Raw genomic sequence first — 24,469 nt, 5'->3', positions numbered from 1 at the left:
CCAATTTAGACTGAATCGCTTGAACGCGTTAAACCGTAGCATATCAGCTTAAGTGCAATATACCTGACTGGCCAAAGGCTAAACCAAAACAACAAACCCCAAACCCCAGCAGGGTGCCAATGATGTGTCACATGAAGTTTGGCTGACTTGGCATCTGCTTGGCTCTCTAGACTCATCTCAAAGCCACCTTTACCTGGTAGTGGCCAGTTCAACAGCAGAATGACGCGCTTTTCTTTCTCAAGGCGATAAACCGTCCAATAACGCACAGTTTCACCAAACCTGATTAAACCTTGCATGCGCTGCCAGAGCCTTTCCACCGAGCATTTAAGGGGTTGGTCTAGACTGAGTCGTTTACCATAAAAACTGATGTCATGCCGAAAACCCCTTAAATCGAAGGCACCTTCTCGCCATGCATGATTGGAGAGATTGTTGGTTTCACTGCTAAGCGCCAGCTGGACAGCGTCGTCGAAACGGATACATTGGCGAGGCAGTCGCTGACGAAGCGGTTGATCCTTTGCATAAAGATCATGCTTTAAACCACCAATCAGCGCACGGGCGATGGGTGCAGGCACACCCGTCACCAGATCTAACCAATAGCTAGACAGTTTAGGCGTTAATAGCGGCACAGGAATAATGATTGGGTCTCTTTTCCCAAGCGCTGAAGCTAAACGTCGCATCATGGTTTCGTAAGTTAAGCGCTCTGGACCTCCCGTTTCGAAGACCAGCCCTTCGGCATCATCCAATAACGCCAGCTCTGTTAAATCTGCCAGAAGATCAGGAAGTGCAATGGGAGGCGAAGAAACATGTATCCAGCGCGGTGTGACCATGATGGGCAGATGAGCAACAAGATCGCGCATCACTTCAAAGGCAGCAGAACCCGCACCAATAATGATACCCGCCCTCAGTTCGACAACCGGTACTGATCCGGAACGAAGAATCTGCCCTGTTTCCACTCGAGAAGCGAGATGTTCTGTTTCCGCCTGATCAGGCGCTAAGCCTCCCAAATAGATAATCCGCTTGATACCCGCTTTCGCGGCGGCTTGTGAGAAATAGTGTGCGGCTTTTCTATCTCGCTCGGGAAAACCCTGTCCTCCAGCCATCGAATGCACAAAATAAAAGGCAATATCGATACCCGACAATGCCTGATCTAGCGTTTCCGGTTTGAGCGCATCGGCACAGATCAATTCAGCACCATGCCAGCTTTGCGCTTCAAGTACCGAGATATTTCTGGCGGCAGCTCTAACAGCATGACCCCGCTCTAGGAGGTATGGCACCATATTTCGGCCCACATAACCGCTGGCACCGAAAACGAGCCATTTGTTGTTCATTTCACTACTCCGATGGCTGGTTGCCTACCTATGTACACTTTTTTTGCTTTTTTTCACGCTGATAATAGTGCTAGAAAGTTATAGTATCATTATGGGTCTATTCACTTATAAGGTGTTACCAAAAAAGGATATTTTATGGACGACTGTAAAGATCTTGAGTTAGTACTGCGCTCGCGAACCCCGATAGTGGTGGTTGAAACTCATGAAGAATCGAGAGTGCTGGAGTTATTACAGCGCATTTCCAGTCGTATGGTGACACCGTTATTTCGTTGGTCTGTAACTGAAGGCCTGCGGCGCATAGATCGAGAGATGGCAGCACAGAAACACAATAGTGACCCTGCTGCAGTGTTAGGGCACATTAGAAGTGCGAAAACGGCTGGCATCTATGTTTTGCTTGATTTTCATCCCTACTTAAACGACCCCATGAATGTGCGTATGTTGAAAGATATCGCGCTGGAATGTGAACAATGGGGCGCAACGATTATTTTACTCAGCCATGAGCTTGCACTGCCGGGGGAGCTAGAGCGGTATAGTGCTCGCTTCGAGCTTGCTTTACCCAGCCCAGCGGCTTTAAAACGCATGATAAATGAAGTAGCTAAAGAATGGAGCGCCTCTAATCCGGGTAAACGTGTTAGAGCGGATGCAACGGCTGTGGATATGCTAGTAAAAAACATAGCAGGCTTGCCAATTCTAGATGCGCGCCGCTTGGTTCGAAATGCCATTTATCATGATGGTGCGATCACCCAAGAAGATATCCCAAGTGTCATGCAAGCCAAGTATCGACTGCTTGAAGGAGATGGTGCATTAAGTTTTGAATATGACACGGCGCGTTTTTCAGATTTAGGCGGCATGCAACATCTTAAGGCTTGGTTAGATAGACGATCAGCCTCGTTTGGCAGTACGCCACCACCGGGACTAGAGCCGCCAAAAGGAATCATGCTGTTAGGGGTTCAAGGCTGTGGTAAAAGCTTGGCGGCCAAGTCAGTCGCAGGCAGTTTTGGCGTCCCTCTGCTGCGCTTAGATTTTGGCACTCTGTACAATAAATATCATGGTGAAACTGAGCGTAATCTGCGCGATGCCCTCAATACCGCCGCAGTCATGGCTCCCTGCGTGCTGTGGATCGATGAGATAGAAAAAGGCTTAGGTGCCGATTCGGGTGAAGGGTCTGGCACCTCTAAACGAGTGCTTGGCACACTACTAACGTGGATGGCAGAGCGCAAAGAGCCAGTATTTATGGTTGCTACGGCCAATGATATTACCGCCCTACCGCCGGAACTGGTTCGCAAAGGACGATTTGATGAAATCTTTTTCGTTGATCTTCCTAAGCCAGCAGCCCGCTTAACGATATTGGAAGTACACCTAACACGACGAAAACTGGACCCTACAAACTTTGACCTCACCTTACTGGTTCCAGCATCTGAAGGCTTTTCAGGCGCAGAATTGGAACAAGCAGTCGTGTCAGCACTTTATGAATCCTATGCCATGGACAAACCGGTCACGACAGAGATGCTGTTGAATGAACTACAACAAACTCGTCCACTATCCGTAGTCATGGCAGAAAAAATCGCTGAACTTCGTCATTGGGCTTCGCAGCGCACTGTCCCAGCCGACTAGTGATAGTTGATAACATTAGCTTGAGTGCTCGATTTTACTGAGCAAGCTCACGATTAGGTGGATTTAGGTAAGCTTCCAGAGAGTCATCCATCGCTTCCAGCCAAGGCGTATGGTGCGACGGTGCTTGTGTCCCTGTCATAACAGAACGATAAGAATGATCTCTGAAGGTTAGAATATCGTCATGCTTGTGTTGTTCCCACTTAAGAAAGATCTGATTCACACGCTCAATATCAAACGTCGGATAGTCGGTTTGTTGTATAAGTGACTGAATATATTCGCCCTGAAAACGGATCATTTGCTCGTCACTCTTTAGCGATTCTTCGCGCTGACTCCATTCCTGAATAGAGCTTTCCATGAGCGCTTTCTCTGGAACGACGATTCTTCCTAAGATGACATCTCGAACATACCAAGCCTGTGCATCAAACATATTGAAGGTGTACCACTGGTCTTGCATACCTAGATAAAATAAATTTGGCTGTTCTACAAACACAACACCCTCGTAAAGACCCAAAGGCCAAAGACGGTTATGGGTTTTTAAACGAAGCTCTTCATCCATAAAGGGAAAATGATGAAGATAGCCAGTACAAAGAATAATGGCATCGATTCGTTTCGAGCTGCCATCGGCAAAGTAGGCAGTGTCATTATCCACCTTAATCAGCAGCGGTTTCTCGTCCCAATTATCAGGAAAATCAAAGCCCATCGGACGACTACGGTAACTACTGGTGATGCTTTTAGCGCCGTATTTATAGCATTGTGAACCAATATCTTCAGCAGAATAACTACTACCAATCAGCAGAATATCCTTATCTTTAAACTCTAGCGCATCGCGAAAATCGTGGGCATGAAGAATTCGACCATTAAAGCCCTCGAAGCCTTCAAAAAATGGAACACTAGGGGTAGAAAAATGACCTGATGCCACAATCACATGATCATATTCTTCACTGCTGGTAACCTCGCTGACATGGTCATGTGCTGTCACCGTGAATTGGCGGCTCTGTTCAGAAAAACTGATCTGTCTTACCGGTGTATTGAAACGGATATATTGACGAACGTCTGCCTTCTCCACACGACCCTTTATATAATCCCAAAGCACTGCCCGAGGTGGATAAGAAGCTATCGGTTGATCAAAATGCTCATCAAAGGTGTAGTCAGCAAACTCTAAGCATTCTTTGGGACCGTTAGACCATAGATATCGATACATACTTCCATGAACTGGCTCGCCATTTTTATCCAAACCCGTTCGCCAAGTGTAATTCCATAGCCCGCCCCAATCGGCTTGTTTTTCATAACAAACTAGCTCTGGAATGTCAGCGCCTTGCTCTTGAATTGCTTGAAAGGCACGAAGTTGTGCTAAACCGCTAGGGCCAGCACCAATAATAGCTACTCGAATAGTGATAATTTTCTCCTAGGGGAAGACAACTTGCTACCTTATGAATAAGCAGCAAGAACCCTCTCTATCAACAATTAAGTTGGCAGATTAAGGACCAAAAATCGTTAGATTTATGGTGTCGATTAAATAAAGGTGATTTAAGACCATACAGCAAGTTCGACTCATTGTCTGTTTGTGGATGATATCTATCTCTTAAACCCACTGGAAAAATAAGCTTTTTACAACTAGCTTTAAAGCTACAAAAGGCTTTTTTCCACAGGAGTTTAGGATGAATCCGAAGCAGTTGACGCTGGATGGAAATGAGGCGGCAGCACGGATTGCTCATGCCACCAATGAAGTCATCGCCATCTACCCTATTACACCCGCCTCCGTCATGGGTGAGGTCGCAGATACGCTATCCGCAGAAGGACACACCAATCTTTGGGGTAGCGTTCCTAAAATTGTAGAAATGCAGAGTGAAGCAGGCGCGGCAGGAACCATTCATGGTGCCTTACAAGCCGGTTCCTTATGCACCACTTTTACTGCATCACAAGGTCTATTGTTGATGCTACCCAATATGTACAAAATTGCGGGTGAGCTGACGCCAACCGTATTTCATATTGCCGCACGCTCTCTGGCCGCTCAGGCGTTATCTATTTTTTGTGATCACAGTGATGTCATGGCAGCCCGCGCGACAGGTTTTGCGATTCTCGCATCCAACTCCGTTCAAGAAGTGCAGGACATGGCACTGATCTCTCAGGCTGTTTCACTGAAAAGTCGACTTCCGGTATTGCACTTCTTTGATGGCTTTCGCACATCACATGAGATCGCCAAAATAGATACCCTAAGTGACGAGCAGATGCGTTTGCTGTTGGATCAAAGCGGCATTCACCAGCATCGAGCGCGTGCAATGAGTCCTGACCATCCGGTGATTCGTGGCACTTCACAAAACCCCGATGTGTATTTTCAGGCTCGCGAATCCGTCAATCCTTACTATCAGGCCTTCAGCACCCACTTAACCGAAGTGATGCAGGCGTTTGCGGATCTGACTGGACGACATTACCAACCCTATGAATATTATGGCGCGGCTGATGCAACAGAATTGATCATCGTGATGGGGTCAGCGGTGCAAACCCTTCAAGAAACAGTGGATCATCTTAACGCTATCGGAGAGAAAACCGCCGTGTTAGCGGTTCGCCTCTTCCGTCCCTTGGATACTGAGTGCCTAATCAAAATGATTCCAGCCTCTATCCAATCGATTGCGGTTTTAGATCGTTGTAAAGAGCCCGGCAGTGAGGGCGAACCACTTTTTAAAGATATCGTGACCTGTCTGGCGCAAGCAGTCAGTCAAGGCAAGAGCCCTTTCTCTCAGCTACCGAAAATCTGTGGTGGTCGTTACGGTTTATCCTCAAAAGAGTTTACGCCGGGCATGGTTAAAGCCATCTTCGAGATGCTAAAAACGCCGGTATTGAAGCAAGGTTTTACCATCGGTATCGATGATGATCTAAGCCATACCTCGCTGGCATGGGATAAGGATTTTCGAACACGCGCCAGCCAAGCTGCAACCAGCGCATTGTTTTATGGTTTAGGCGCAGACGGTACGGTGAGTGCCAATAAAAATGCGATTAAAATTATTGGTGAGCAGACAGATTTAACGGTACAGGGCTATTTTGTTTACGACTCTAAAAAGTCAGGAGCCATGACCATCTCCCACCTGCGTTTTAGTAATGAACCTATCCGATCTGCCTATCTCATCCAAGATAACGAGGCCAAGTTTGTTGCCTGTCATCAAACGGTTTTTCTGGAACGTAAGGATTTGTTGAACGCCGCCGCGCCTAAGGGCATCTTTTTGCTGAATACCTCAACACCGCCGGATCGTGTATGGGACAGTTTACCCTTAACCATTCAACACAGTCTGATCGATAAGCAGCTTACTTTCTATGTCATCGACGCTTATGCACTGGCTGAGAAGCTCGAGATGGGACGGCGTATTAATACCATTATGCAAAGCTGTTTTTTTGCTATCACTGAACTCTTGCCTCGTGATACCGCGCTGCAAGCGATGAAAGCAGCCGTCGAGGAAACCTATGGTAGCAAAGGTGGACGAATCACCGAGATCAACTACCAAGCCATCGATTTGGCTCCCGAACATCTGCATAACATTGCCATTCCTAACCGTGTTAATCAAATCGCCAACAGGGTGCAAAAAATTCCTGACCATGCGCCTGAGTTTGTCCGTCAGATTACCGCTCGATTAATTGCCGGTGAAGGCGATCTCATTCCCGTGAGTCAGTTACCGGATGATGGCACTTGGCCAACCGCGACTGCTCAATGGGAGAAACGTAATATCGCGCTGGAGATTCCGGTTTGGGATACCGAGTTATGTATTCATTGTGGTAAATGTCCACTGGTTTGTCCTCACAGCGCCATTCGCAGCAAAATTTTTGATCCCGAGACCGTTGAACAGACAGTCCCAGAAAGTTTTCTGCATACCCCGGTGAAAGGTAAAGAGTTTCCAGAGGGTTATCACATCAGTTACCAGGTTGCTCCTGAAGACTGCACCGGTTGTGGGCTGTGTGTAGACATCTGTCCTATCAAGGATAAAACTCAACCGGGTCGTCGCGCACTGAACATGGAGCCTTTGGTTGAACCTATACTGAAGCAAGAACAACAAAACTGGAACTACTTCTTATCCTTACCAGAATACGACCGAACTAAGCTACGCACTGGTGTTATTAAAGAAGCGATGCTGACTCAGCCATTATTTGAGTTTTCAGGAGCTTGTGCAGGCTGTGGTGAAACACCTTACTTGAGACTGGCCAGTCAACTCTTTGGTGATCGCATGTTAATCGCCAATGCTACCGGCTGCTCGTCTATTTATGGCGGCAACCTGCCTACCACCCCTTGGTGTAAAAACAGCGAAGGGCGAGGACCTACCTGGAACAACTCATTATTTGAGGACAATGCCGAATTTGGCTTGGGAATGCGCTTAGCAGTGGATCATCAAGCTCGATATGCACAGCAGCTACTAGAACAACTTAGACCGGATTTAGACGACACCTTAGTAGATACGCTACTTCATGCAGATCAAGGTGACGAAACCGGCATCTACGAGCAACGCCAGCGCGTTTTGCAACTGAGGGATCAGCTGAGCCAGTCTAGCTCTAGCTTAGCTAGAGAGCTTGAAACCCTGGCAGATCAACTGGTGAAAAAGAGCGTCTGGATTATTGGTGGCGACGGGTGGGCCTATGATATTGGCTTTGGTGGCTTGGATCATGTGTTGGCGTCCGGAGAAAATGTGAATATCTTAGTGTTAGACACCGAGGTCTACTCCAACACCGGTGGACAAACCTCTAAGGCAACGCCACGAGGTGCTGTGGCAAAATTTTCTGCGGGTGGTAAAGCAACCGCTAAAAAAGACCTCGCCATGATCGCCATGAGTTATGAAAATGTTTATGTGGCTCAGGTCGCTTATGGCGCTAAAGATTTACATACACTCAAAGCCTTTTTAGAAGCTGAGTCTTTTGATGGACCTTCATTGATCATTGCTTACTCGCCTTGTATTGCTTGGGGAAATGATTTGAAGCACAACCATCACATGCAAGATTTAGCCATTCGCAGTGGTCATTGGCCACTACTGCGTTATGACCCACGACGCATAGCCACGGGAGAGAGTCCGCTGCAACTCGACAGCAAACCACCTTCCGTTGCTTATCGAGAATTCACTAGCAGTGAAACGCGCTTTAGTATGCTCTGGCGAAGTCATGAAGCGGATGCTGAAAAATACCTAACTGCTTCACAGCAAGAATCTCAGCGACACTACCATCACTATGAACAACTGGCTGCTCTGAAGCCCAACAGTGATGAAAAGGAGTAAGTCATGGACCTACAAACACACTACCTGGGCATGACCTTAGCCAACCCACTGGTTCCCTCGGCATCACCCTTGAGTCGTGACATCAGCCTTTGCTGCCAACTTGAAGATGCTGGTGCCAGTGCCCTAGTGATGTACTCGCTATTTGAAGAGGAACTGGATAGCCATCAGGCTAGACAGATACAGCTACTGGAATCGAGAGAAATAGGTCACAGCGAAGCGACACACTTTCTGCCGCTTCACGCTGAACCTTCTCATGCGTTAGAACAATATCTAGAGCAAATACATAACCTTAAACAGCGTTTGGCGATTCCGGTGATTGCCAGTCTTAATGGCACGTCACAAGATGGTTGGATCAACATCGCCAAACAACTCACGGAAGCAGGTGCGGATGCCTTGGAATTGAATATTTACAATGTTGCAGCAGATCCATTGCATAGTGCCAGCGATATGGAAAAAGGCTACATTGAGTTAATTTCGGCATTACGTGAATCCGTCACCTGCCCTATCATGGTTAAGCTATCACCGTTTTTTAGCGCACTAGGGCATTTTGTGAAACAGCTTGAAGATACTGGCGTGAACGGGGTGTCTCTGTTTAACCGCTTCTATCAACCTGATATAGATCCTGACACGCTTCGAGTTCAATCCAGTATTCATCTCTCTCGATCTGAAGATGCACTTCTGAGTATGCGCTGGTTAGGTATTTTATTTGGTAAAACACGCCTGACGCTGGCGGCAACAGGGGGTATCCATACCGCAGATGATGCCGTCAAAATGCTGCTGGCTGGGGCTGATGTAACCCATCTTTGTAGCGTACTGCTTCAGCAAGGCCCAAACGCTCTTAATTCGATATTGAAAGGAATCAGTGACTGGTTAGAGGAAAGTCCTTATGAGTCATTAGAGCAAGCCAGAGGTGTGCTTTCTCATCTTCATAGCAATGATCCAACTCTTTACGAACGGGCAAGTTATGTTCAATTACTGAAAACAGGACGCTATTAATTTGTCATGCTAGGATAAGTGTTAATGCTATGCTGAATGACTAACGAGGAAGTACACAATGGCTGATGAAGATACTCTGACGGCTTTGAAAATCGCGTTCACCTTTATGCCTCATCCTGTGGATATCACTAAGTATGAATACGGTGATGATGCTGACAGAATCCGTGAGCAGGTGAACTTTGTTCGTGAAGCCCTGTTAGCTCAGGGTGTTGATCCGGATGAAGTCGCTGGCGATATCAATCCGGATTCAACACCTAATTCTTGCTATTAAGCAGGGTGACTGACGGCTGTTAATGACCGCTGTTTCTAGCTGATATTGTCAATAAGATTCTGTGGCTCGCCTTTGGCGAAAGCGACAACATTCTCAAAGGCGACACGGAAATAAAGCTCATAGCTATGTTGTTCAACATAGCCCAAGTGTGGTGATGCCAACACGTTTGGCAAACCGATTAATGGTTCCGTTTCCAATGACGCAGGCTCTGTCTCATACACATCTAATGCAGCTGTTCGGGTGGGAACATCTGTCAGCGCTTTGAATAAGGCTCCGGGTTCCATCAATTCAGCACGGCTGGTATTGACGATAAGAGCATCGGATTTCATTAGGCTCAGATCATTGGCAGTCACGCAGTAACGCGTCGCATCATTTAAGCGAAGATGAAGACTGATGATATCGGCTGAGGCAAAAAATTCTGCCTTTGACTGAGCTGCTTGAAAACCATCAGCTACGGCTTTTTCGCGGGAGGCATCTCTTCCCCAGATTAGCACTTGCATGCCAAACGCCTTACCAAACTGAGCAATACGCTGTCCTATCTTGCCATAACCCCAAATACCTAAGGTTTGTCCGTTTAGGGTTCGACCTAGACCTAAGGTACCTGATTGCTGCCAAAAACCGGCTTTCAGTTGCATCACGTAGGGAGTGATATGGCGGTAGGCATTCATCATTAATGCCCAACACAATTCTGCAGGGGCAATGGGTGAACCAACACCTTCCGCAATGGCAACCCCATATCGCTGACACAACGCAGGATCGATGTGATTACTGATTTTCCCAGTTTGGCTAATCAAGGTTAAGTTTGGAAGACACTTTAAAAGATCTTCAGTGATCTGCGTTCTTTCCCGAATGAGCACCAAGACTTCAACACCATCAAGGTGCTTGGCTAACTCTTGCGGATTAACATAGGTTTCATTCAACACTCGGACATCATGTTCTTTCAATAACCTAAAGCATTCCAGGTGCCTTACCTGGTCTTGGTAATCATCTAATATCGCGATATTCAATTACCCACCCTCCATTGTGTCGCGGTTTCTTTTAATTCTTGTGCAACTTGGCCTAATCTTTCGCTGGAGCGAGCATTTTCATTCGCTTGTTGCTGTGTTGTCCGTGCACTTTCAAAACCTTCGTGAAGAACACTGGCAAGCTGATCCGTCATTCCTTTTTGTTCGGTTGAAATGGTTAAAATATCTTGATTCGCTCGAACGATGGCTTGCAAGGACTTACCGATGGTTGCCAACGCTGCTTCAGCGGTTGCGGCGGTACTGGCTAACGCAACAGATCGCTGTTGCTCAGTATTCATCGAACTTTCCACCATCTGCGTTCTGGCTAGTAATGAATCAATAATAGTCTGAATCTGCTCAGTGGCATCATGCGAACGCTGAGCTAAACCACGCACTTCATCAGCCACCACTGCAAATCCACGACCATGCTCGCCAGCTCTTGCGGCTTCTATCGCAGCATTTAATGCCAACAAGTTGGTTTGCGCAGCCAGTTGCGAGATTACCTCAAGCACATGCCGTATTTGATCAAATTCTTGAGCTAATTGAGTGATGGTAGAAGCAGCACCACTGACACCATCCGCCATGCTTTGCACTTCACCAATGACTCGGTGAATAATCTGACTACTGTCATCGATCTCTTGATTTGCGGTTTGAGTCAGGCGGTGCGTCGTACTTGCCTGATCACTCACTTCACTGGCACTGCTTACCAAGCTAGATAAAAGAGACTCTGCTGACTGGTTACGCTGTGTTTGCTGATTCAACAGTTGCTGAGAAGCTTCCGATCCCTTTAACAAATCAGAGGAAGATGAATGCACAACGACAGCCGCTTTACCCACTTGTGTCACTGATAGTGCAATATCCTGAAGCAACCTATTGAGAGCAGTGGATATTTGCCCAAATTCATCATTACCCTGTAAAGGGCATTGTTGGGTTAAATCACGATTTTGCTGGATTCGTTGAATACTGCCTTTTAATTCAGCAACCGGTTTACCTAACGAACGCGCAATCAGTAATGCCGCTATAAAAGCCAGAACCAGCACGACAAGGGTAATACCTATCGCATAACTGACCACTTCTTTGCGCAACTCTGGCACTGCGGCTAGGGCTTCATCAGCAGCAATTTCGGTCATTAAAACCCAGCGTTCACCCCCCACATCAAAGGATTGAAAAGCACCTATCACTAACTGATCTATGGTATTTCTGTAAAGATCGACACCGCTGATGCCTGACTGAGCCTGTTGAATGGCAGAACTACTGAGACTAACAATGCCCGATAATGTATTTCGCTGTTGTACCAAACTGACTTGATCTGAGGTCAAACTTGCTAATCGACTGATGAATTCACTACTATTTTGGTCAAATTCACGCTTACTCGACAACAGCACACCAGCTCGATTCAGTAAATACGTATCTCCGGTATCACCTAATCCTAACGCTTGACGATCTTGTTGATTTGATAAGGTGTTTTGAACTTGATCAGTATCTAGGCGTATTGCGAACACTCCAGAAGGCTCTGTTTCACCTGCTTCAAAGATTGGCATAGCCATAAAAGCACTCGGCAGGTTCATCGCTGCTGGATAGGTAGCAAAGTCAGCAAAAGCGGCAGGGGCATCCATCGATAATTTGATTGCTTGCTGAAATACTTGATGAATACCTGAATTGACTAGCAAGGGGTGTTCAACCGAAATGCCGAAATCAGGTAACTTTTGAAGCGAGTACACCACATTTCCTTGCGGATCTAGGTAATACAAGTCTGCAAAGCCATAAGCTTGTGCAAACTCTCGCATAGCAGGATTAAACTCTCGGTGAGCAATACTATAGCGTGATCTATCTTCCGCTTCTTCTACCAGAGCTTTCTCACTCCAATTACCACTAGAGTCAACTAGGTAGTAATATTGCAGCACCAAAGAGGGCTTATCGAGAGAACTTACGTAACGGGTAGCATCAAAAGACTGGCTTGGATTCAGGCGCGTATATGCTTCACCAAAACCGGCTCTTAGGTATTCGTTTAGTAGCGCTTCTATTTCATCTGTTTCTTCTAGACTGCGCACCACTGCATTTAATCGATATCCTCTAAACGCCGAACCTAAACCCGCCACCGCTCTTCGAGCTTGAACACTCTGAGCGTGATTAACGACTTGCTGCTCTATTACCGAAAGGTAACTTCTTAAACGCTGATTTTGAGCATTACTGATCATCTCGACACGGAGGTGCGCTTGCTCGCTGAGAAGCGACTCACCTGCTTTTAAAGCTGCCGTACTGATCAGAACACTGGCTGTGACCGCAGCTAACAAGGCTAACGCCATGATAATTAAAAGCAGCTTTTTTTGTAGACTCATGTACTATCCTCAAGCAATAAAACAGACAACAAACAAAGACGTGGCGACTAAAGTCTTATATCATAGATAAGCTCATGTAAAAAACCATCAATGTTAGTTAATTCGAACAAAGCATGAGATTTTTCACAGCAAGGAAAACCACAAATCTTTTATTACCTTTAGTAATTATATTAGAATAGATCGATTTTCGTTTCTTAGACCGCTTTTTAGGAGTCAGTACTACATGAGTCTCTTTTGGATTCCACTGTTGCCCGCATTAGGGGTGCTTGCTCCATTGTTTTCCGCCAAATTTGGACGCACCAACTGTGCATTTGCGACAGCTTTTGCTCCCGCACTCGCCCTCTTATTGATGCTTTTTAAAGCGCCAGCTGTATTTAGAGGCGAAACCTTAATCGCGACGGTAGAGTGGGTTCCTGCTCTGGGTATGCAGCTGTCGTTCCGCTTAGATGGCCTGGCGTTTTTGTTTGCCCTACTGATCTTAGGCATCGGTCTACTGATTATTTTGTATGCTCGTTACTACTTATCCTCCAAAGACTCGATGGGTAAGTTTTATGCCTATTTGATGCTCTTTATGACAGCCATGCTGGGGATTGTTCTTTCGAACAATCTTATCCAGTTGTGGATGTTCTGGGAGATGACCAGTATCAGTTCATTCCTGCTCATCAGCTTCTGGCACAATAACACCGATGGTCGAAAAGGTGCTCGAATGGCCCTTGCGGTTACGGGTGCTGGTGGCTTGGCTTTATTGGCCGGTTTGATTTTAATCGGCAAAATCGTCGGTAGTTATGACTTAAGCATCGTTTTACAAAGTGGCGACCTGATTCGCGGTCACAGCCTTTACCCTGTTGCGTTGGTGCTTGTTCTTCTGGGTGCGTTTACTAAGTCTGCACAGTTTCCGTTCCATTTCTGGCTACCACATGCCATGGCAGCACCAACCCCTGTCAGTGCTTACTTGCATTCAGCAACAATGGTTAAGGCCGGTATTTTCTTAATGGCGCGTTTCTATCCTGCTCTGGCTGGAACGGAACTCTGGGTAATCATTGTCACACTAACAGGGCTTGCGACCCTGCTGTTAGGAGCCTATACCGCTCTCTTTAAACATGACCTTAAAGGCTTGCTAGCTTATTCAACCATCAGCCATCTGGGCCTGATCACCCTGCTGCTGGGCATGGGAACTGAGTTAGCGGCTATTGCAGCTATTTTCCATATCATTAACCACGCCACCTTTAAAGCATCTCTATTTATGGCAGCCGGTATCATCGATCATGAAACCGGCACTCGCGACATGCGGCGACTGAACGGCTTATGGAAATTTATGCCCCATACCGCGACCTTAGCGATGGTCGCGGCTGCTTCGATGGCGGGTGTACCGTTATTGAACGGATTCTTATCCAAAGAGATGTTCTTTGCTGAAACCTTGCTACAACACACCCTAGGATCACTCTCATGGATGATTCCTGTTCTAGCAACACTTGCAGCCGTTTTCTCTGTTGCTTATTCACTCAGGTTTATTCATGACGTGTTCTTTAACGGAGAACCCGTTGACCTACCTAAAACACCTCATGAACCACCGCGTTACATGAAAGTGCCTATCGAAATTTTGGTGGGTCTGTGTCTTTTAGTGGGTCTTTTCCCTGCCTTTATCGTGGGTGGCTTACTGCACAGTGCCTCTCTGGCAGTGTTGGGTGGTGAAGTGCCCTACTACTCCTTGTCTATCTGGCACGGCTTTAACCTTGCCTTGGTGATGAGTATTGTGGCGATGTTCTTGGGTGTGGTGATCTATCATAACCGTCGTAAACTGTTTAAATTTCAGAGTCAGTTCCCTGAAACCGATGCCAAACTGGTTTTTGAGAGTGTGATTCAATGCATCGTTAGAGGCTCCGTTCGCATTCAGCAGTTTTTTGAGAACGGTTCATTGCAACGCTATTTATTTCTACTGTTTGTGATGGTTGCTCTGTTTGCTGCCAAACCACTGCTTCAATTGGTCACCACTACCGGTGATCGTGAGCAACTTCCACTGAACGGTGTTGCGCTTGTCCTCGCGGTGATTCTGATGTTTGCGGCTATCGCAACCGTCATTTGGCATCGTCAGCGCTATATTTCGTTGTTAACCTTGTCGGTGGTGGGATTGGTTGTATCAGTGGCCTTTGCCTATTTTTCTGCACCTGACTTAGCGTTGACGCAGCTTTCAGTCGAAGTGGTAACTGTTATCTTGCTAATGTTGGCACTGTTTTTCCTACCACAACAAACACCCAAAGAATCCAGTCCTGCAAGGGTTGCACGTGATTTGGGTATTGCCGCATTGATTGGTGGCATATTCGCAACGCTTAACTATGCCATCATGACGCGTTCTGGTGTCAGTATTTCTGATTTCTTCATTGCAAACAGTAAGCCTGGCGGTGGCGGCACGAATGCCGTTAACGTGATTCTGGTAGATTTCCGTGGTTTTGATACCTTCGGTGAAATCTTGGTTTTAGGCATTGCCGCCTTGGGTATCTTTAAGCTGATTAATCGCATGAAAGTTTCCATGCCTTCGGGTGATCTCAAAGGCCGTAACTGGACGAAAGATTCACACCCAATGATTCTCAGAACGGTATCTCAATCACTGCTACCATTGGCACTATTGGTCTCGGCATATATCTTTTTAAGGGGTCACAATATGCCGGGCGGTGGCTTTATTGCCGGGTTGATCACTGCCGTGGCCATTATCCTGCAATACATTGCACATGGTGTTGATTGGATCAAACCACGCTTGCGCATCAACTATCAATGGGCGATTGCCATCGGTGTACTGATTTCTGCGATAACGGGTGTTGGAAGCTGGATGTTCGATAAGCCTTTCTTAACCAGCTGGTTTGATTACTTCCATTTACCGTGGATAGGTGAATTTGAGCTGGCCAGTGCCATTGCTTTCGACTTAGGCGTGTATATCACCGTAGTCGCTGCAACACTGTTGATTCTGGCAAACTTGGGTAAGTTAACCACCACACACCGACCTACCGTTGAGGAGAAACGCTAATGGAAATGCTCTTTGCACTTTGTGTTGGTGTACTGACCACCTGCGGTGTGTTTATGATTCTGCGAAGCCGCACGTTTCCTGTGGTGGTGGGTTTAACCCTACTGGGCTATGCCGTTAACCTGTTTCTATTTTCCAGTGGACGCTTGTCGATTAACTCAGCGGCAATCATTGGTTCAACTGATGCTTACGGCGATCCACTTCCACAAGCCTTAGTACTGACCGCCATTGTTATAGGTTTTGCCATGACCGCTTTTGTGGTGATTCTTGCTATGAGAGGTCGCGGTGACTTGGGTAATGATCATGTCGATGGCCGCATACCGGATCACTCTTCCTTGTCTGACAAGGAGCGCAACTGATGTCACACTTGGTTATTTTACCCTTTTTACTGCCAATCTTTGGTGGTCTATTGCTGTTGTTGCCGCCCATCCAAAACTCCCTGAGCCGGCAGCGAATCTTTGCTATTTTTACGTCACTGTTATTGATCTTGGTGTCGATTACGTTACTGCACACCAGTTATAGCCAAGGTACACAGCTTTACATGCTCGGCAATTGGCAACCACCTTTTGGTATCGCACTGGTTGCTGATCCCTTGGCTGCATTACTGGTGTTGCTGACTTCAATATTAGGGTTTGCAGCCATTTTGTTTGCCTGCTCAGGTGATGACGAAACAGGCATGTACTACCACACGCTGATTTTGTTACTGATTTCAGGGGTCAATGGTGCCTTTTTGACAGGCGATCTATTCAATCTTTTCGTCTGTTTCGAGATTCTACTCATCGCCTCCTATGCCCTTTTAGTGCACGGTGGCGGTAAGCATAAAACTCAAGCCAGTTTGCACTATGTTATTTTGAACCTAGTCGGCTCCAGTATTTTCTTGATTGCCTTAGGTATTCTTTATGGCATGTTAGGCACACTGAATATTGCGGATATGGCCAATAAACTTCACCTGCTCAGTGAAGATGATCAATTATTGGTTAAGGTCGCCGGATTGCTGCTATTGGTCGTGTTTGGCTTAAAATCAGCCATGTTGCCACTGCACTTCTGGCTACCACGCACTTATGCCTCTGCAAGCGCTCCGATAGCAGCCATGTTTGCTATCATGACCAAAGTGGGCATTTACAGCATTTTCCGCGTTCATACGGTTATTTTCGGTGAAAATGCTGGCGAACTTGCGAATATTGCTCAATATTGGTTATGGCCAATTGCTATCCTGACGCTTTTTGCGGGTGCAGTGGGTGCTTTGGCCAGTTCGAATTTACGCTTACTAACGGCCAATATGATATTGATTTCGGTGGGTACGTTGCTGGTCGGAGCAGCGATTGCTACTGAGCAAGCTGCGGGTGCTGCTTTCTATTATCTTCTACATACCACCTTTGTTTCTGCTGCCATGTTTTTAATTGCTGACTTGGTTAGCCGTCAACGCGGTAAAGCCGAAGATCGCTTCGTACAAGCTAGACAGATGAAACAGCGTGACTTATTGGCAGGTTTGTTTTTTGTAGCCGCCGTTGCTATGGTTGGTATGCCACCGCTTTCTGGTTTCATCGGTAAAGCCCTGTTACTTCAATCAGCAGATACTGGCGCAGCGATGGGATGGTCTTGGAGTGCAATTTTATTAGCTGGTTTAGCAGCCATCATTGCGCTTTCTCGGGCAGGTACAACCCTATTTTGGCGCGTCTCCAGTATTCATGATGAAGGCGAAACAGTACCTCGCGCTAAATTAATCGCTATTATTTTATTACTCAGCTGTTCACCTTTGATGGTCATTTTTGCAGGACCTATTACTGCAATCACCACTGCAGCCGCTGCGGTTTTGTTTGATCCAGCTTTATCAGTTGATGCACTTTTGCCAACACTGACACATAACCCAGGAGGCTACTAAGATGCTTGCTAAGCCCCGTTTTCGATGGCTTCCGATGCCCTATCACAGTATGCTGCTGTTTGTGACCTGGTTACTTTTGAATAACACGGTAGCGCCAGGACACTTGGTATTGGGTGCATTTTTGGCACTCGGCATTCCCATGTTAACTTCTGGCCTAAGCCAACCCCAACCCGCTTTGCACAAACCTATCAAGACGGCGCGATATGCGTTAATGGTGCTTGGAGATATCGTGACAGCTAACCTAGAAGTGGCTCGTCAGGTATTAGGACCTCTTGATCAGCTTCATCCAGCGCTGATCGCTATGCCTTTAGATATTGAAGGTGATCTACCCATTACCTTACTGGCGAGTACCGTTTCGTTAACACCAGGCACGGTTAGTTCTGAAGTATCCCAATGTCGTAAGTTTTTGTATATTCATGCGCTAACCATGACAGATGAGGCGGAGTTGATTGCAACAATCAAAGAACGCTATGAAAAACCCTTGATGGAGATTTTCTCATGCTGAGTTTTACCGTCATCCTTGTCAGCATCATGGTGGTCATTGCACTGATACTAAACTTATGGCGTCTGTTTGCCGGCCCTGATTTAGCGGATCGTTTGTTGGCACTTGATACCATGTATATCAACAGTATCGCGTTGATTATTCTGTTAGGTATCTGGCTAAGTTCAACCCTTTATTTCGAAGCTGCTTTATTGATTGCCATGCTTGGCTTTGTTAGCACAGCCGCCCTGTGCAAGTATCTTCTTCGTGGCGACATCATTGAATAGGCACTCATTATGAATTTTGTACTAGAACTCATTGTATCGATCTTTCTGCTGATTGGCGGAGGGTTTATCTTGGTTGGTTCTATCGGACTGATGCGCTTGCCTGATTTTATGATGCGCCTTCACGCACCCACTAAGGCAACGACGCTAGGTATGGGAGGATTACTGATCGCATCAATGATTCTCTTTACCCTTCGAGAGCCGGGTCATATCAGCGTTCATGAGTTATTGATCACTATTTTCTTATTCATTACTGCACCTGTTAGTGCGCATATGATGGCAAAAACAGCACTGCATCAGAAGCTAAAGATGATTTCAAGAACTCGTGGACAAGAGCTGCTGGACCCTGCTTCTCAGCAGCTAGCACCTCCTCAAACTACTGAAAAGGTCGAAAGTCCAAAAGCCTAGTTTTAGCAAATGCTGAGGTTATGTAACTTCAGCACAGCTTCGATAATAGGTAGATTGGCTTCAGGAAAGGGAAAATCTAGCAAGGCTTCTGGCTTGACCCATTGGATGGGTTGCCCTTCACAGCCTAAGGCTTCACCACTAAAGGCAGTTACGCTGTAGACATCCAGTAGCACAGATCGCTCTGGGTAATGGTGAGTAATCTGAATCAGCGGCTTAGATGTAATGTTAATGATACCTAGCTCCTCGTATAGCTCCCGCGCTAAGGCATCTGAGGCTGTTTCATTCGCTTCTACTTTTCCACCTGGAAACTCCCATAACCCACCCTTATGCTTATGTTCAGGGCGGCGAGCAATCAGGATGTTGCCAGCAGGGTTATAGATAACCGCTGCGGCAACATGCAGTAACGCGCTATTAAGAGCGGTATTCGGCATTGATTTTGACATAGTCGTGGGACAGATCCGTCGTCCAGACACTATCTTTTACCTGACCACGATTTAAGGATACGCGAATCAGAATATCTTCTTTATTCATCACCGCTTGCCCCTGCTCTTCGGTATAGGATTGCGCACGACCACCCTGAGAGACAATAGCAACCTCATCAAGCCAAATATTGACTTCATCAACGTCTAAATCAGGCACACCGGCACGACCGACACAGGCAAGAATACGTCCCCAATTAGGATCGCTGGCAAAGAGTGCAGTTTTCACCAAGGGAGAATGTGCAATGGTATATGCGACTTTTAACGCTTCATCAGTATTGGCAGCACGTTCTACACGCACTTCAACAAACTTTGTCGCACCCTCACCATCTTTGACAATGGCATGAGCTAATTCCAGCATGACTTCTCGTAAACCGGCAACAAACTTGTCCATCATTGCTGGTTCTAAATCGGTAATTTCAACTTCACTCTGACCGGTAGCCACCAACATGCAGGCATCATTGGTCGAGGTGTCGCCATCAACGGTAATACGATTGAAAGACTGATCATTAATTTGGCTAAGTAAACGCTGTAACAAGTTCTGGTCTACAATGGCGTCAGTTGCCACATACCCAAGCATCGTCGCCATGTTCGGCATAATCATGCCTGAACCTTTAGAGATACCCGTAATGGTTACCTTCTTACCTTGATGCTCGATCACGACACTGTGTCCTTTTGGACGTGTATCAGTGGTCATAATCCCGTGAGCGGCTTCCAACCAATGATTTTCATCAAGATCAGCGATAGCATCATCCAAAGCAGAAACAATTTTTTCTACTGGTAAAGGCTCGCCAATAACACCGGTTGAAAAAGGCAGAACCGATTCCGCGTCAACTTTGACGCGCTCTGCTAAGGCTGCACAAGTGTCTAGTGCAGCTTGTAAACCTTGTTTACCTGTACCGGCATTCGCATTGCCAGTGTTGACCAAAAAGTAGCGGGTTAATGCACCGCTTCCAAGGTGTTTTTTAGACAAGACAACCGGCGCAGCGCAAAACTGATTGCGGGTAAACACGGCAGCGATGGTTGAATCAACCGGTACTTCCATCACGACAATATCACGACGACCGGGCTTTTTAATGCCTGCGGATGCGATTCCTAAACGAAACCCTTTAACCGGATGCAGTTCCAGTTGTTTTTCAGCACCTACTGCCATGAATCTTTCCTCTTAGGCTTGATTAGATCTTGCCGTGACATTGTTTGTATTTTTTACCTGATCCGCATGGGCAAGGTTCATTTCGACCTACCTTGGGCACATCGCGAACAAAGGGTTCTTGCTTATCTTGCTGTCCCGAAGCATCCGGCTGGTCATTTTGCTGCATCGCGCTGGCTTGGGAGTGCTCAAAGTTCATTTTTTGACGCTCGGCGGCTTCACGACGCTGACGTTCGATCGCTTCAACATCTTCAGGTTCGCGCACTTTCACGTGACTGATAATACGCACCACATCCTTTTTGATATTTTCCAATAAGTTTTGGAACAACTGGAAAGATTCGCGCTTGTATTCCTGCTTAGGGTTTTTCTGTGCATAACCACGTAAATGGATACCTTGGCGCAGTAAATCCATGGTTTGCAAATGCTCTTTCCAAAGCGTATCCAGCACCTGTAACATTACCTGTTTCTCAAACAGGCGCATGGTTTCGGCACCCACCACAGCTTCTTTTTCTTGGTAACGGCTGTTAACTTCTTCTTGAATTCGGCGACGTAACGGCTCTTCATGCAGCTGAGTGTCTTCATCCAACCATTGCTGAATGGGCAATTCAATCGCGAACTCCGACTGCATCGCTTTCTCTAAACCAGGAATATCCCAGGTTTCTGCCAAGCTTTCCGGCGCTATGTATTCGCTAACGGTGTTCTCGACAACTTCTTCACGAACCGCATTAATGGTTTCAGAAATGTCATTGCTCGACATCAACTCATTACGCTGCTCGTAAATTACGCGACGTTGATCGTTGGCAACATCATCATACTCAAGCAGGTTTTTACGGATATCGAAGTTACGACCTTCCACTTTACGCTGTGCTTTCTCGATCGCATTGCTGACCATCTTGTGTTCAATGGCTTCACCTTTTTCCATGCCTAAGGCTTGCATGAATTGGCGAATTCGATCTGATGCGAAGATACGCATCAAATCATCTTCCATTGATAGGAAGAAGCGTGATGAACCTGGGTCACCTTGACGACCCGCACGACCTCTTAACTGGTTATCGATACGACGTGATTCATGGCGCTCCGTACCGATGATATGCAAACCACCTGCGGCAACCACCTGATCATGACGTTTTTGCCAATCGGCTTTCGCGGCTTCAATTTGTTCGGGTGTTGGATTCTCTAATGCAGCCAATTCCGCTTCTAACTTACCGCCTAACATAATGTCAGTACCACGACCGGCCATGTTAGTTGCGATAGTGATCGCACCTGGACGCCCTGCATCCGCAATGATACTGGCTTCACGACCATGGTTCTTGGCGTTCAATACGTTGTGCTGAATTTTCTCTTTGGTCAGCATTTTCGATAGCACTTCAGAAGAGCCTACCGAAGCGGTACCGACTAGAACAGGCTTACCCTTCTCTTGGCAGTAGCGAATCTCTTTAACGATAGCGTTAAACTTCTCCTCAATGGTCAGATAGACCAAATCGTTATAATCAGTACGCTGTACTTGACGGTTGGTTGGAATAACCACAACGTCTAAACCATAGATTTGACGCAACTCGAAGGCTTCGGTATCTGCCGTTCCGGTCATACCAGACAGTTTTTCGTACAAACGGAAATAGTTCTGGAAAGTAGTTGATGCCAGAGTTTGGCTTTCCATCTGGATTTTAACGCCTTCTTTGGCTTCAACCGCTTGATGCAAACCTTCTGACCAGCGACGACCCGGCATAATACGACCAGTGTGCTCATCAACGATAACCACTTGCTGATTTTGTACGATGTAGTCTTTATCTTTTTGGAACAGGTAATGAGCACGCAAGCCTGCCAATACATGGTGAAGCAGGTTTAAGTTTCCGGATGCATATAGACTGTCGTCTTCTTTAAGTAACCCTTCTTCAATTAACAGATCTTCAACCAACTGATGGCCCGCTTCTGTTAATTCAACCGTACGGTTTTTCTCGTCTACGGCAAAGTGTTCATCGATAACTTGAGTGTCATCTTTAACGTCGATTTCACCGAAGAACTGCTTTAATTTCGGAATAAGAGTGTTGATGCGAGCATACATAGCTGAACTATCTTCAGCAGGACCAGAAATAATCAGCGGAGTACGGGCTTCATCGATCAGGATAGAGTCAACCTCATCGACAATGGCGAAGTTAAAGCCACGCTGTACTTTATCTTCGGCACTAAATGCCATATTGTCGCGCAAATAATCAAAGCCGAATTCGTTGTTAGTACCGTAGGTAATATCACAGGCATAGGCTTCACGCTTGGTCGTGTTATCCTGACCAGAGATAACCACGCCCACCGATAAACCCAGTGCTTCATAGAGTGGTCTCATCCATTCGGCATCTCGACTAGCAAGGTAGTCGTTCACAGTTACCACATGAACACCCTTGCCGCTAATCGCGTTTAGATAAGCCGCTAAGGTTGCTACTAGCGTTTTACCTTCACCGGTTTTCATCTCAGCAACTTTGCCATCATGTAGGGTAATACCCCCAATCATCTGCACATCAAAATGGCGCAGACCCATGACACGACGAGACACTTCTCTGACGTTTGCAAAGGCTTCTGGAAGCAGTTTTGCAAGCGCCTCACCTGCCTCATAGCGCTCTCGATAGCTAGCGGTGAGTGCTTTTAACTCATCATCACTGCGCTGTTCCATTTGCGCTTCCAGTGCATTTATCTCTTTTACGATACGACTCATACGTTTGAGTTCGCGATCGTTTTTACTTCCGAAGACCTTTTTCAACAGTGATGTGAGCATAATTCAACTTTTACCGTCTATTGGTTGTTATTCGCGCTGCGCTCTTCGCAGTCACGAGGCACTATTCTACTATGGATTCCATAGATAATTGAGTTTCAGGTGCGATTGTTCAAGCCCTGAATGAAAAAAAGCCGGACAATTTGCCGGCTTTTTTCGGTTTTATGTCTGAAATGATGGCGTTAAGCCACTCTATCTAAATCAGACTGCAACTGCCGGACGCAAGAAAGCAATCGGTGACGACTGCTCGACCTCTTCAAAGGTCACTATTTCGTATGCATCTCGTGTTTCTAGCAGTTTTCTTAACAACAAGTTATTCAGATGATGACCTGATTTGTAACCAAAGTACTCGCCAATTAAGCTTTTACCGACTAAATACAAGTCACCAACCGCATCCAGCATTTTATGTTTAACGAATTCATTTTCGTAACGTAAACCTTCTTCGTTTAGCACTTTAAAGTCATCGACAACAATCGCATTATCAAAACTACCACCGAGGGCTAAGTTTTGTGAACGCAGAAATTCGATATCGCGCATAAAACCGAAGGTTCTTGCTCTACTGACTTCACGTACAAACGAAGTGGTCGAAAAATCAAAGCTCGATTCTAAATGTCTATCTGAAAAAGCCGGGTGATCAAATTCGATTCTAAATCCAACTTTAAAGCCATCATAGGGCTTAAAACTAGCATATTTACCGTCTAACTCGACTTTAACTTCTTTGAGTATCTTAACAAACTGCTTAGGTGCATTTTGTTCTTCAATGCCGGCAGATTGAATCAGAAACACGAAAGGAGCTGCACTACCATCCATGATGGGTACTTCTTCAGCCGTGAGATCGACAAAGAGATTATCTATTCCCATTCCCGCTAATGCAGACATTAAATGCTCGACTGTTGCGACTCTTGCACCACCCACAGAGAGATTGGTTGATAGCACGGTGTCGACCACATTTAAGGCATTACCGGGAATCTCGGAAACTGGATCTAAATCAACGCGACGAAACAAAATACCCGTATTGACAGGAGCAGGACGTAGCGTGAGGTAAACTTTCTTACCACTGTGAAGTCCGATGCCGGTCGCACGAATACTGGTTTTTAAAGTACGTTGTTTGATCATCTCTACTCACTAAATGAGATTAATTTATCGCTAAATGATAACAGATCTTACCTAAATCAGGCAATTTAATCATTTTATCCCCTTCATTGCTTGA

Annotated in this window: 18 protein-coding genes; 10 read left to right on the top strand and 8 right to left on the bottom strand. The window is 46.3% G+C overall.

Going from position 1 to position 24,469, the window contains the following annotated elements; translation table 11 throughout:
• Positions 1 to 5 precede the first annotated feature (5 nt).
• Entirely contained in the window at positions 6 to 1,328 is a 1,323-nt protein-coding gene (locus tag F7R24_RS02620; RefSeq protein WP_151669689.1) for an NAD(P)H-binding protein, read from the bottom strand.
• A gap of 135 nt (positions 1,329 to 1,463) precedes the next feature.
• Between F7R24_RS02620 and F7R24_RS02615 the strand changes: the two genes are divergently transcribed.
• The gene (locus F7R24_RS02615) at positions 1,464 to 2,942 is read left to right on the top strand and encodes an AAA family ATPase (RefSeq protein ID WP_151669688.1); all 1,479 of its coding nucleotides are present in this window, start codon (positions 1,464 to 1,466) and stop codon (positions 2,940 to 2,942) included.
• A gap of 34 nt (positions 2,943 to 2,976) precedes the next feature.
• Here F7R24_RS02615 and F7R24_RS02610 read toward each other — a convergent pair whose 3' ends face one another.
• Positions 2,977 to 4,317 (bottom strand): NAD(P)-binding domain-containing protein, encoded by a 1,341-nt coding sequence (locus F7R24_RS02610; protein WP_240775965.1) that lies wholly within the window; start codon positions 4,315 to 4,317, stop codon positions 2,977 to 2,979.
• A 283-nt stretch (positions 4,318 to 4,600) separates the two neighbouring features.
• Between F7R24_RS02610 and nifJ the strand changes: the two genes are divergently transcribed.
• From nifJ to F7R24_RS02595, 3 genes are read left to right on the top strand one after another with little or no spacing between them, the layout of a single operon-like run.
• Positions 4,601 to 8,188 carry a pyruvate:ferredoxin (flavodoxin) oxidoreductase gene (nifJ, locus tag F7R24_RS02605; RefSeq protein WP_151669686.1) on the top strand — a complete coding sequence of 1,196 codons (3,588 nt, stop codon included), beginning with the start codon at positions 4,601 to 4,603 and terminating at the stop codon, positions 8,186 to 8,188.
• Positions 8,189 to 8,191: 3 nt separating this feature from the next.
• Positions 8,192 to 9,184 carry a dihydroorotate dehydrogenase-like protein gene (locus tag F7R24_RS02600; protein ID WP_151669685.1) on the top strand — a complete coding sequence of 331 codons (993 nt, stop codon included), beginning with the start codon at positions 8,192 to 8,194 and terminating at the stop codon, positions 9,182 to 9,184.
• 58 nt (positions 9,185 to 9,242) lie between these two features.
• Positions 9,243 to 9,455, top strand: coding sequence for a penicillin-binding protein (locus F7R24_RS02595; RefSeq protein WP_151669684.1), 213 nt, complete (start codon positions 9,243 to 9,245; stop codon positions 9,453 to 9,455).
• 35 nt (positions 9,456 to 9,490) lie between these two features.
• On the opposite strand, the gene F7R24_RS02590 is transcribed toward F7R24_RS02595, so the two are convergent.
• Positions 9,491 to 10,462 (bottom strand): D-2-hydroxyacid dehydrogenase family protein, encoded by a 972-nt coding sequence (locus F7R24_RS02590; RefSeq protein WP_151669683.1) that lies wholly within the window; start codon positions 10,460 to 10,462, stop codon positions 9,491 to 9,493.
• Positions 10,459 to 12,798 (bottom strand): methyl-accepting chemotaxis protein, encoded by a 2,340-nt coding sequence (locus F7R24_RS02585; protein ID WP_151669682.1) that lies wholly within the window; start codon positions 12,796 to 12,798, stop codon positions 10,459 to 10,461. Before F7R24_RS02585 ends, F7R24_RS02590 begins: the two co-directional genes overlap by 4 nt.
• A gap of 223 nt (positions 12,799 to 13,021) precedes the next feature.
• On the opposite strand from F7R24_RS02585, the gene F7R24_RS02580 reads away from it, so the two are divergent.
• Genes F7R24_RS02580 through F7R24_RS02555 form a run of 6 tightly spaced genes read left to right on the top strand, consistent with a single transcriptional unit; the run spans position 13,022 to position 18,869 of the window.
• Complete coding sequence (locus tag F7R24_RS02580) at positions 13,022 to 15,817, top strand: monovalent cation/H+ antiporter subunit A (RefSeq protein ID WP_151669681.1); 2,796 nt, start codon at positions 13,022 to 13,024, stop codon at positions 15,815 to 15,817.
• A complete protein-coding gene (locus F7R24_RS02575) occupies positions 15,817 to 16,173 on the top strand; it encodes a Na+/H+ antiporter subunit C (RefSeq protein WP_151669680.1) in 357 nt (118 codons plus the stop codon). Before F7R24_RS02580 ends, F7R24_RS02575 begins: the two co-directional genes overlap by 1 nt.
• On the top strand, positions 16,173 to 17,696 hold the full coding sequence (locus F7R24_RS02570) for a monovalent cation/H+ antiporter subunit D (RefSeq protein WP_151669679.1): 1,524 nt from the start codon (positions 16,173 to 16,175) through the stop codon (positions 17,694 to 17,696). The genes F7R24_RS02575 and F7R24_RS02570 overlap by 1 nt, the downstream gene beginning before the upstream one ends.
• Before the next feature lies 1 nt (position 17,697).
• Positions 17,698 to 18,201, top strand: a complete 504-nt coding sequence (locus F7R24_RS02565) for a Na+/H+ antiporter subunit E (protein ID WP_151669678.1) — start codon at positions 17,698 to 17,700, stop codon at positions 18,199 to 18,201.
• Positions 18,195 to 18,464: a K+/H+ antiporter subunit F gene (locus F7R24_RS02560; RefSeq protein ID WP_151669677.1), complete on the top strand. Its 270-nt coding sequence runs from the start codon at positions 18,195 to 18,197 to the stop codon at positions 18,462 to 18,464. Before F7R24_RS02565 ends, F7R24_RS02560 begins: the two co-directional genes overlap by 7 nt.
• 9 nt (positions 18,465 to 18,473) lie before the next feature.
• Positions 18,474 to 18,869: a Na+/H+ antiporter subunit G gene (locus tag F7R24_RS02555; protein ID WP_151669676.1), complete on the top strand. Its 396-nt coding sequence runs from the start codon at positions 18,474 to 18,476 to the stop codon at positions 18,867 to 18,869.
• Between the two features lie 2 nt (positions 18,870 to 18,871).
• On the opposite strand, the gene mutT is transcribed toward F7R24_RS02555, so the two are convergent.
• The 4 genes from mutT to lpxC all read right to left on the bottom strand — a co-directional run bounded on the left by mutT (position 18,872) and on the right by lpxC (position 24,375).
• Positions 18,872 to 19,312, bottom strand: coding sequence for an 8-oxo-dGTP diphosphatase MutT (gene mutT / locus F7R24_RS02550; protein WP_276613230.1), 441 nt, complete (start codon positions 19,310 to 19,312; stop codon positions 18,872 to 18,874).
• The gene (gene argJ / locus F7R24_RS02545) at positions 19,281 to 20,501 is read right to left on the bottom strand and encodes a bifunctional glutamate N-acetyltransferase/amino-acid acetyltransferase ArgJ (RefSeq protein WP_151669675.1); all 1,221 of its coding nucleotides are present in this window, start codon (positions 20,499 to 20,501) and stop codon (positions 19,281 to 19,283) included. Before argJ ends, mutT begins: the two co-directional genes overlap by 32 nt.
• Before the next feature lie 22 nt (positions 20,502 to 20,523).
• Entirely contained in the window at positions 20,524 to 23,262 is a 2,739-nt protein-coding gene (gene secA / locus F7R24_RS02540; protein WP_151669674.1) for a preprotein translocase subunit SecA, read from the bottom strand.
• A 198-nt stretch (positions 23,263 to 23,460) separates the two neighbouring features.
• Positions 23,461 to 24,375 carry a UDP-3-O-acyl-N-acetylglucosamine deacetylase gene (gene lpxC / locus F7R24_RS02535; protein ID WP_151669673.1) on the bottom strand — a complete coding sequence of 305 codons (915 nt, stop codon included), beginning with the start codon at positions 24,373 to 24,375 and terminating at the stop codon, positions 23,461 to 23,463.
• Positions 24,376 to 24,469 lie beyond the last annotated feature (94 nt).

It is taken from the genome of Nitrincola schmidtii, from assembly GCF_008973715.1.
Taxonomy (GTDB): domain Bacteria; phylum Pseudomonadota; class Gammaproteobacteria; order Pseudomonadales; family Balneatricaceae; genus Nitrincola; species Nitrincola schmidtii.
Note: the sequence above shows the minus strand (reverse complement) of the source record. Positions and strands in the feature narration are given on the sequence as shown.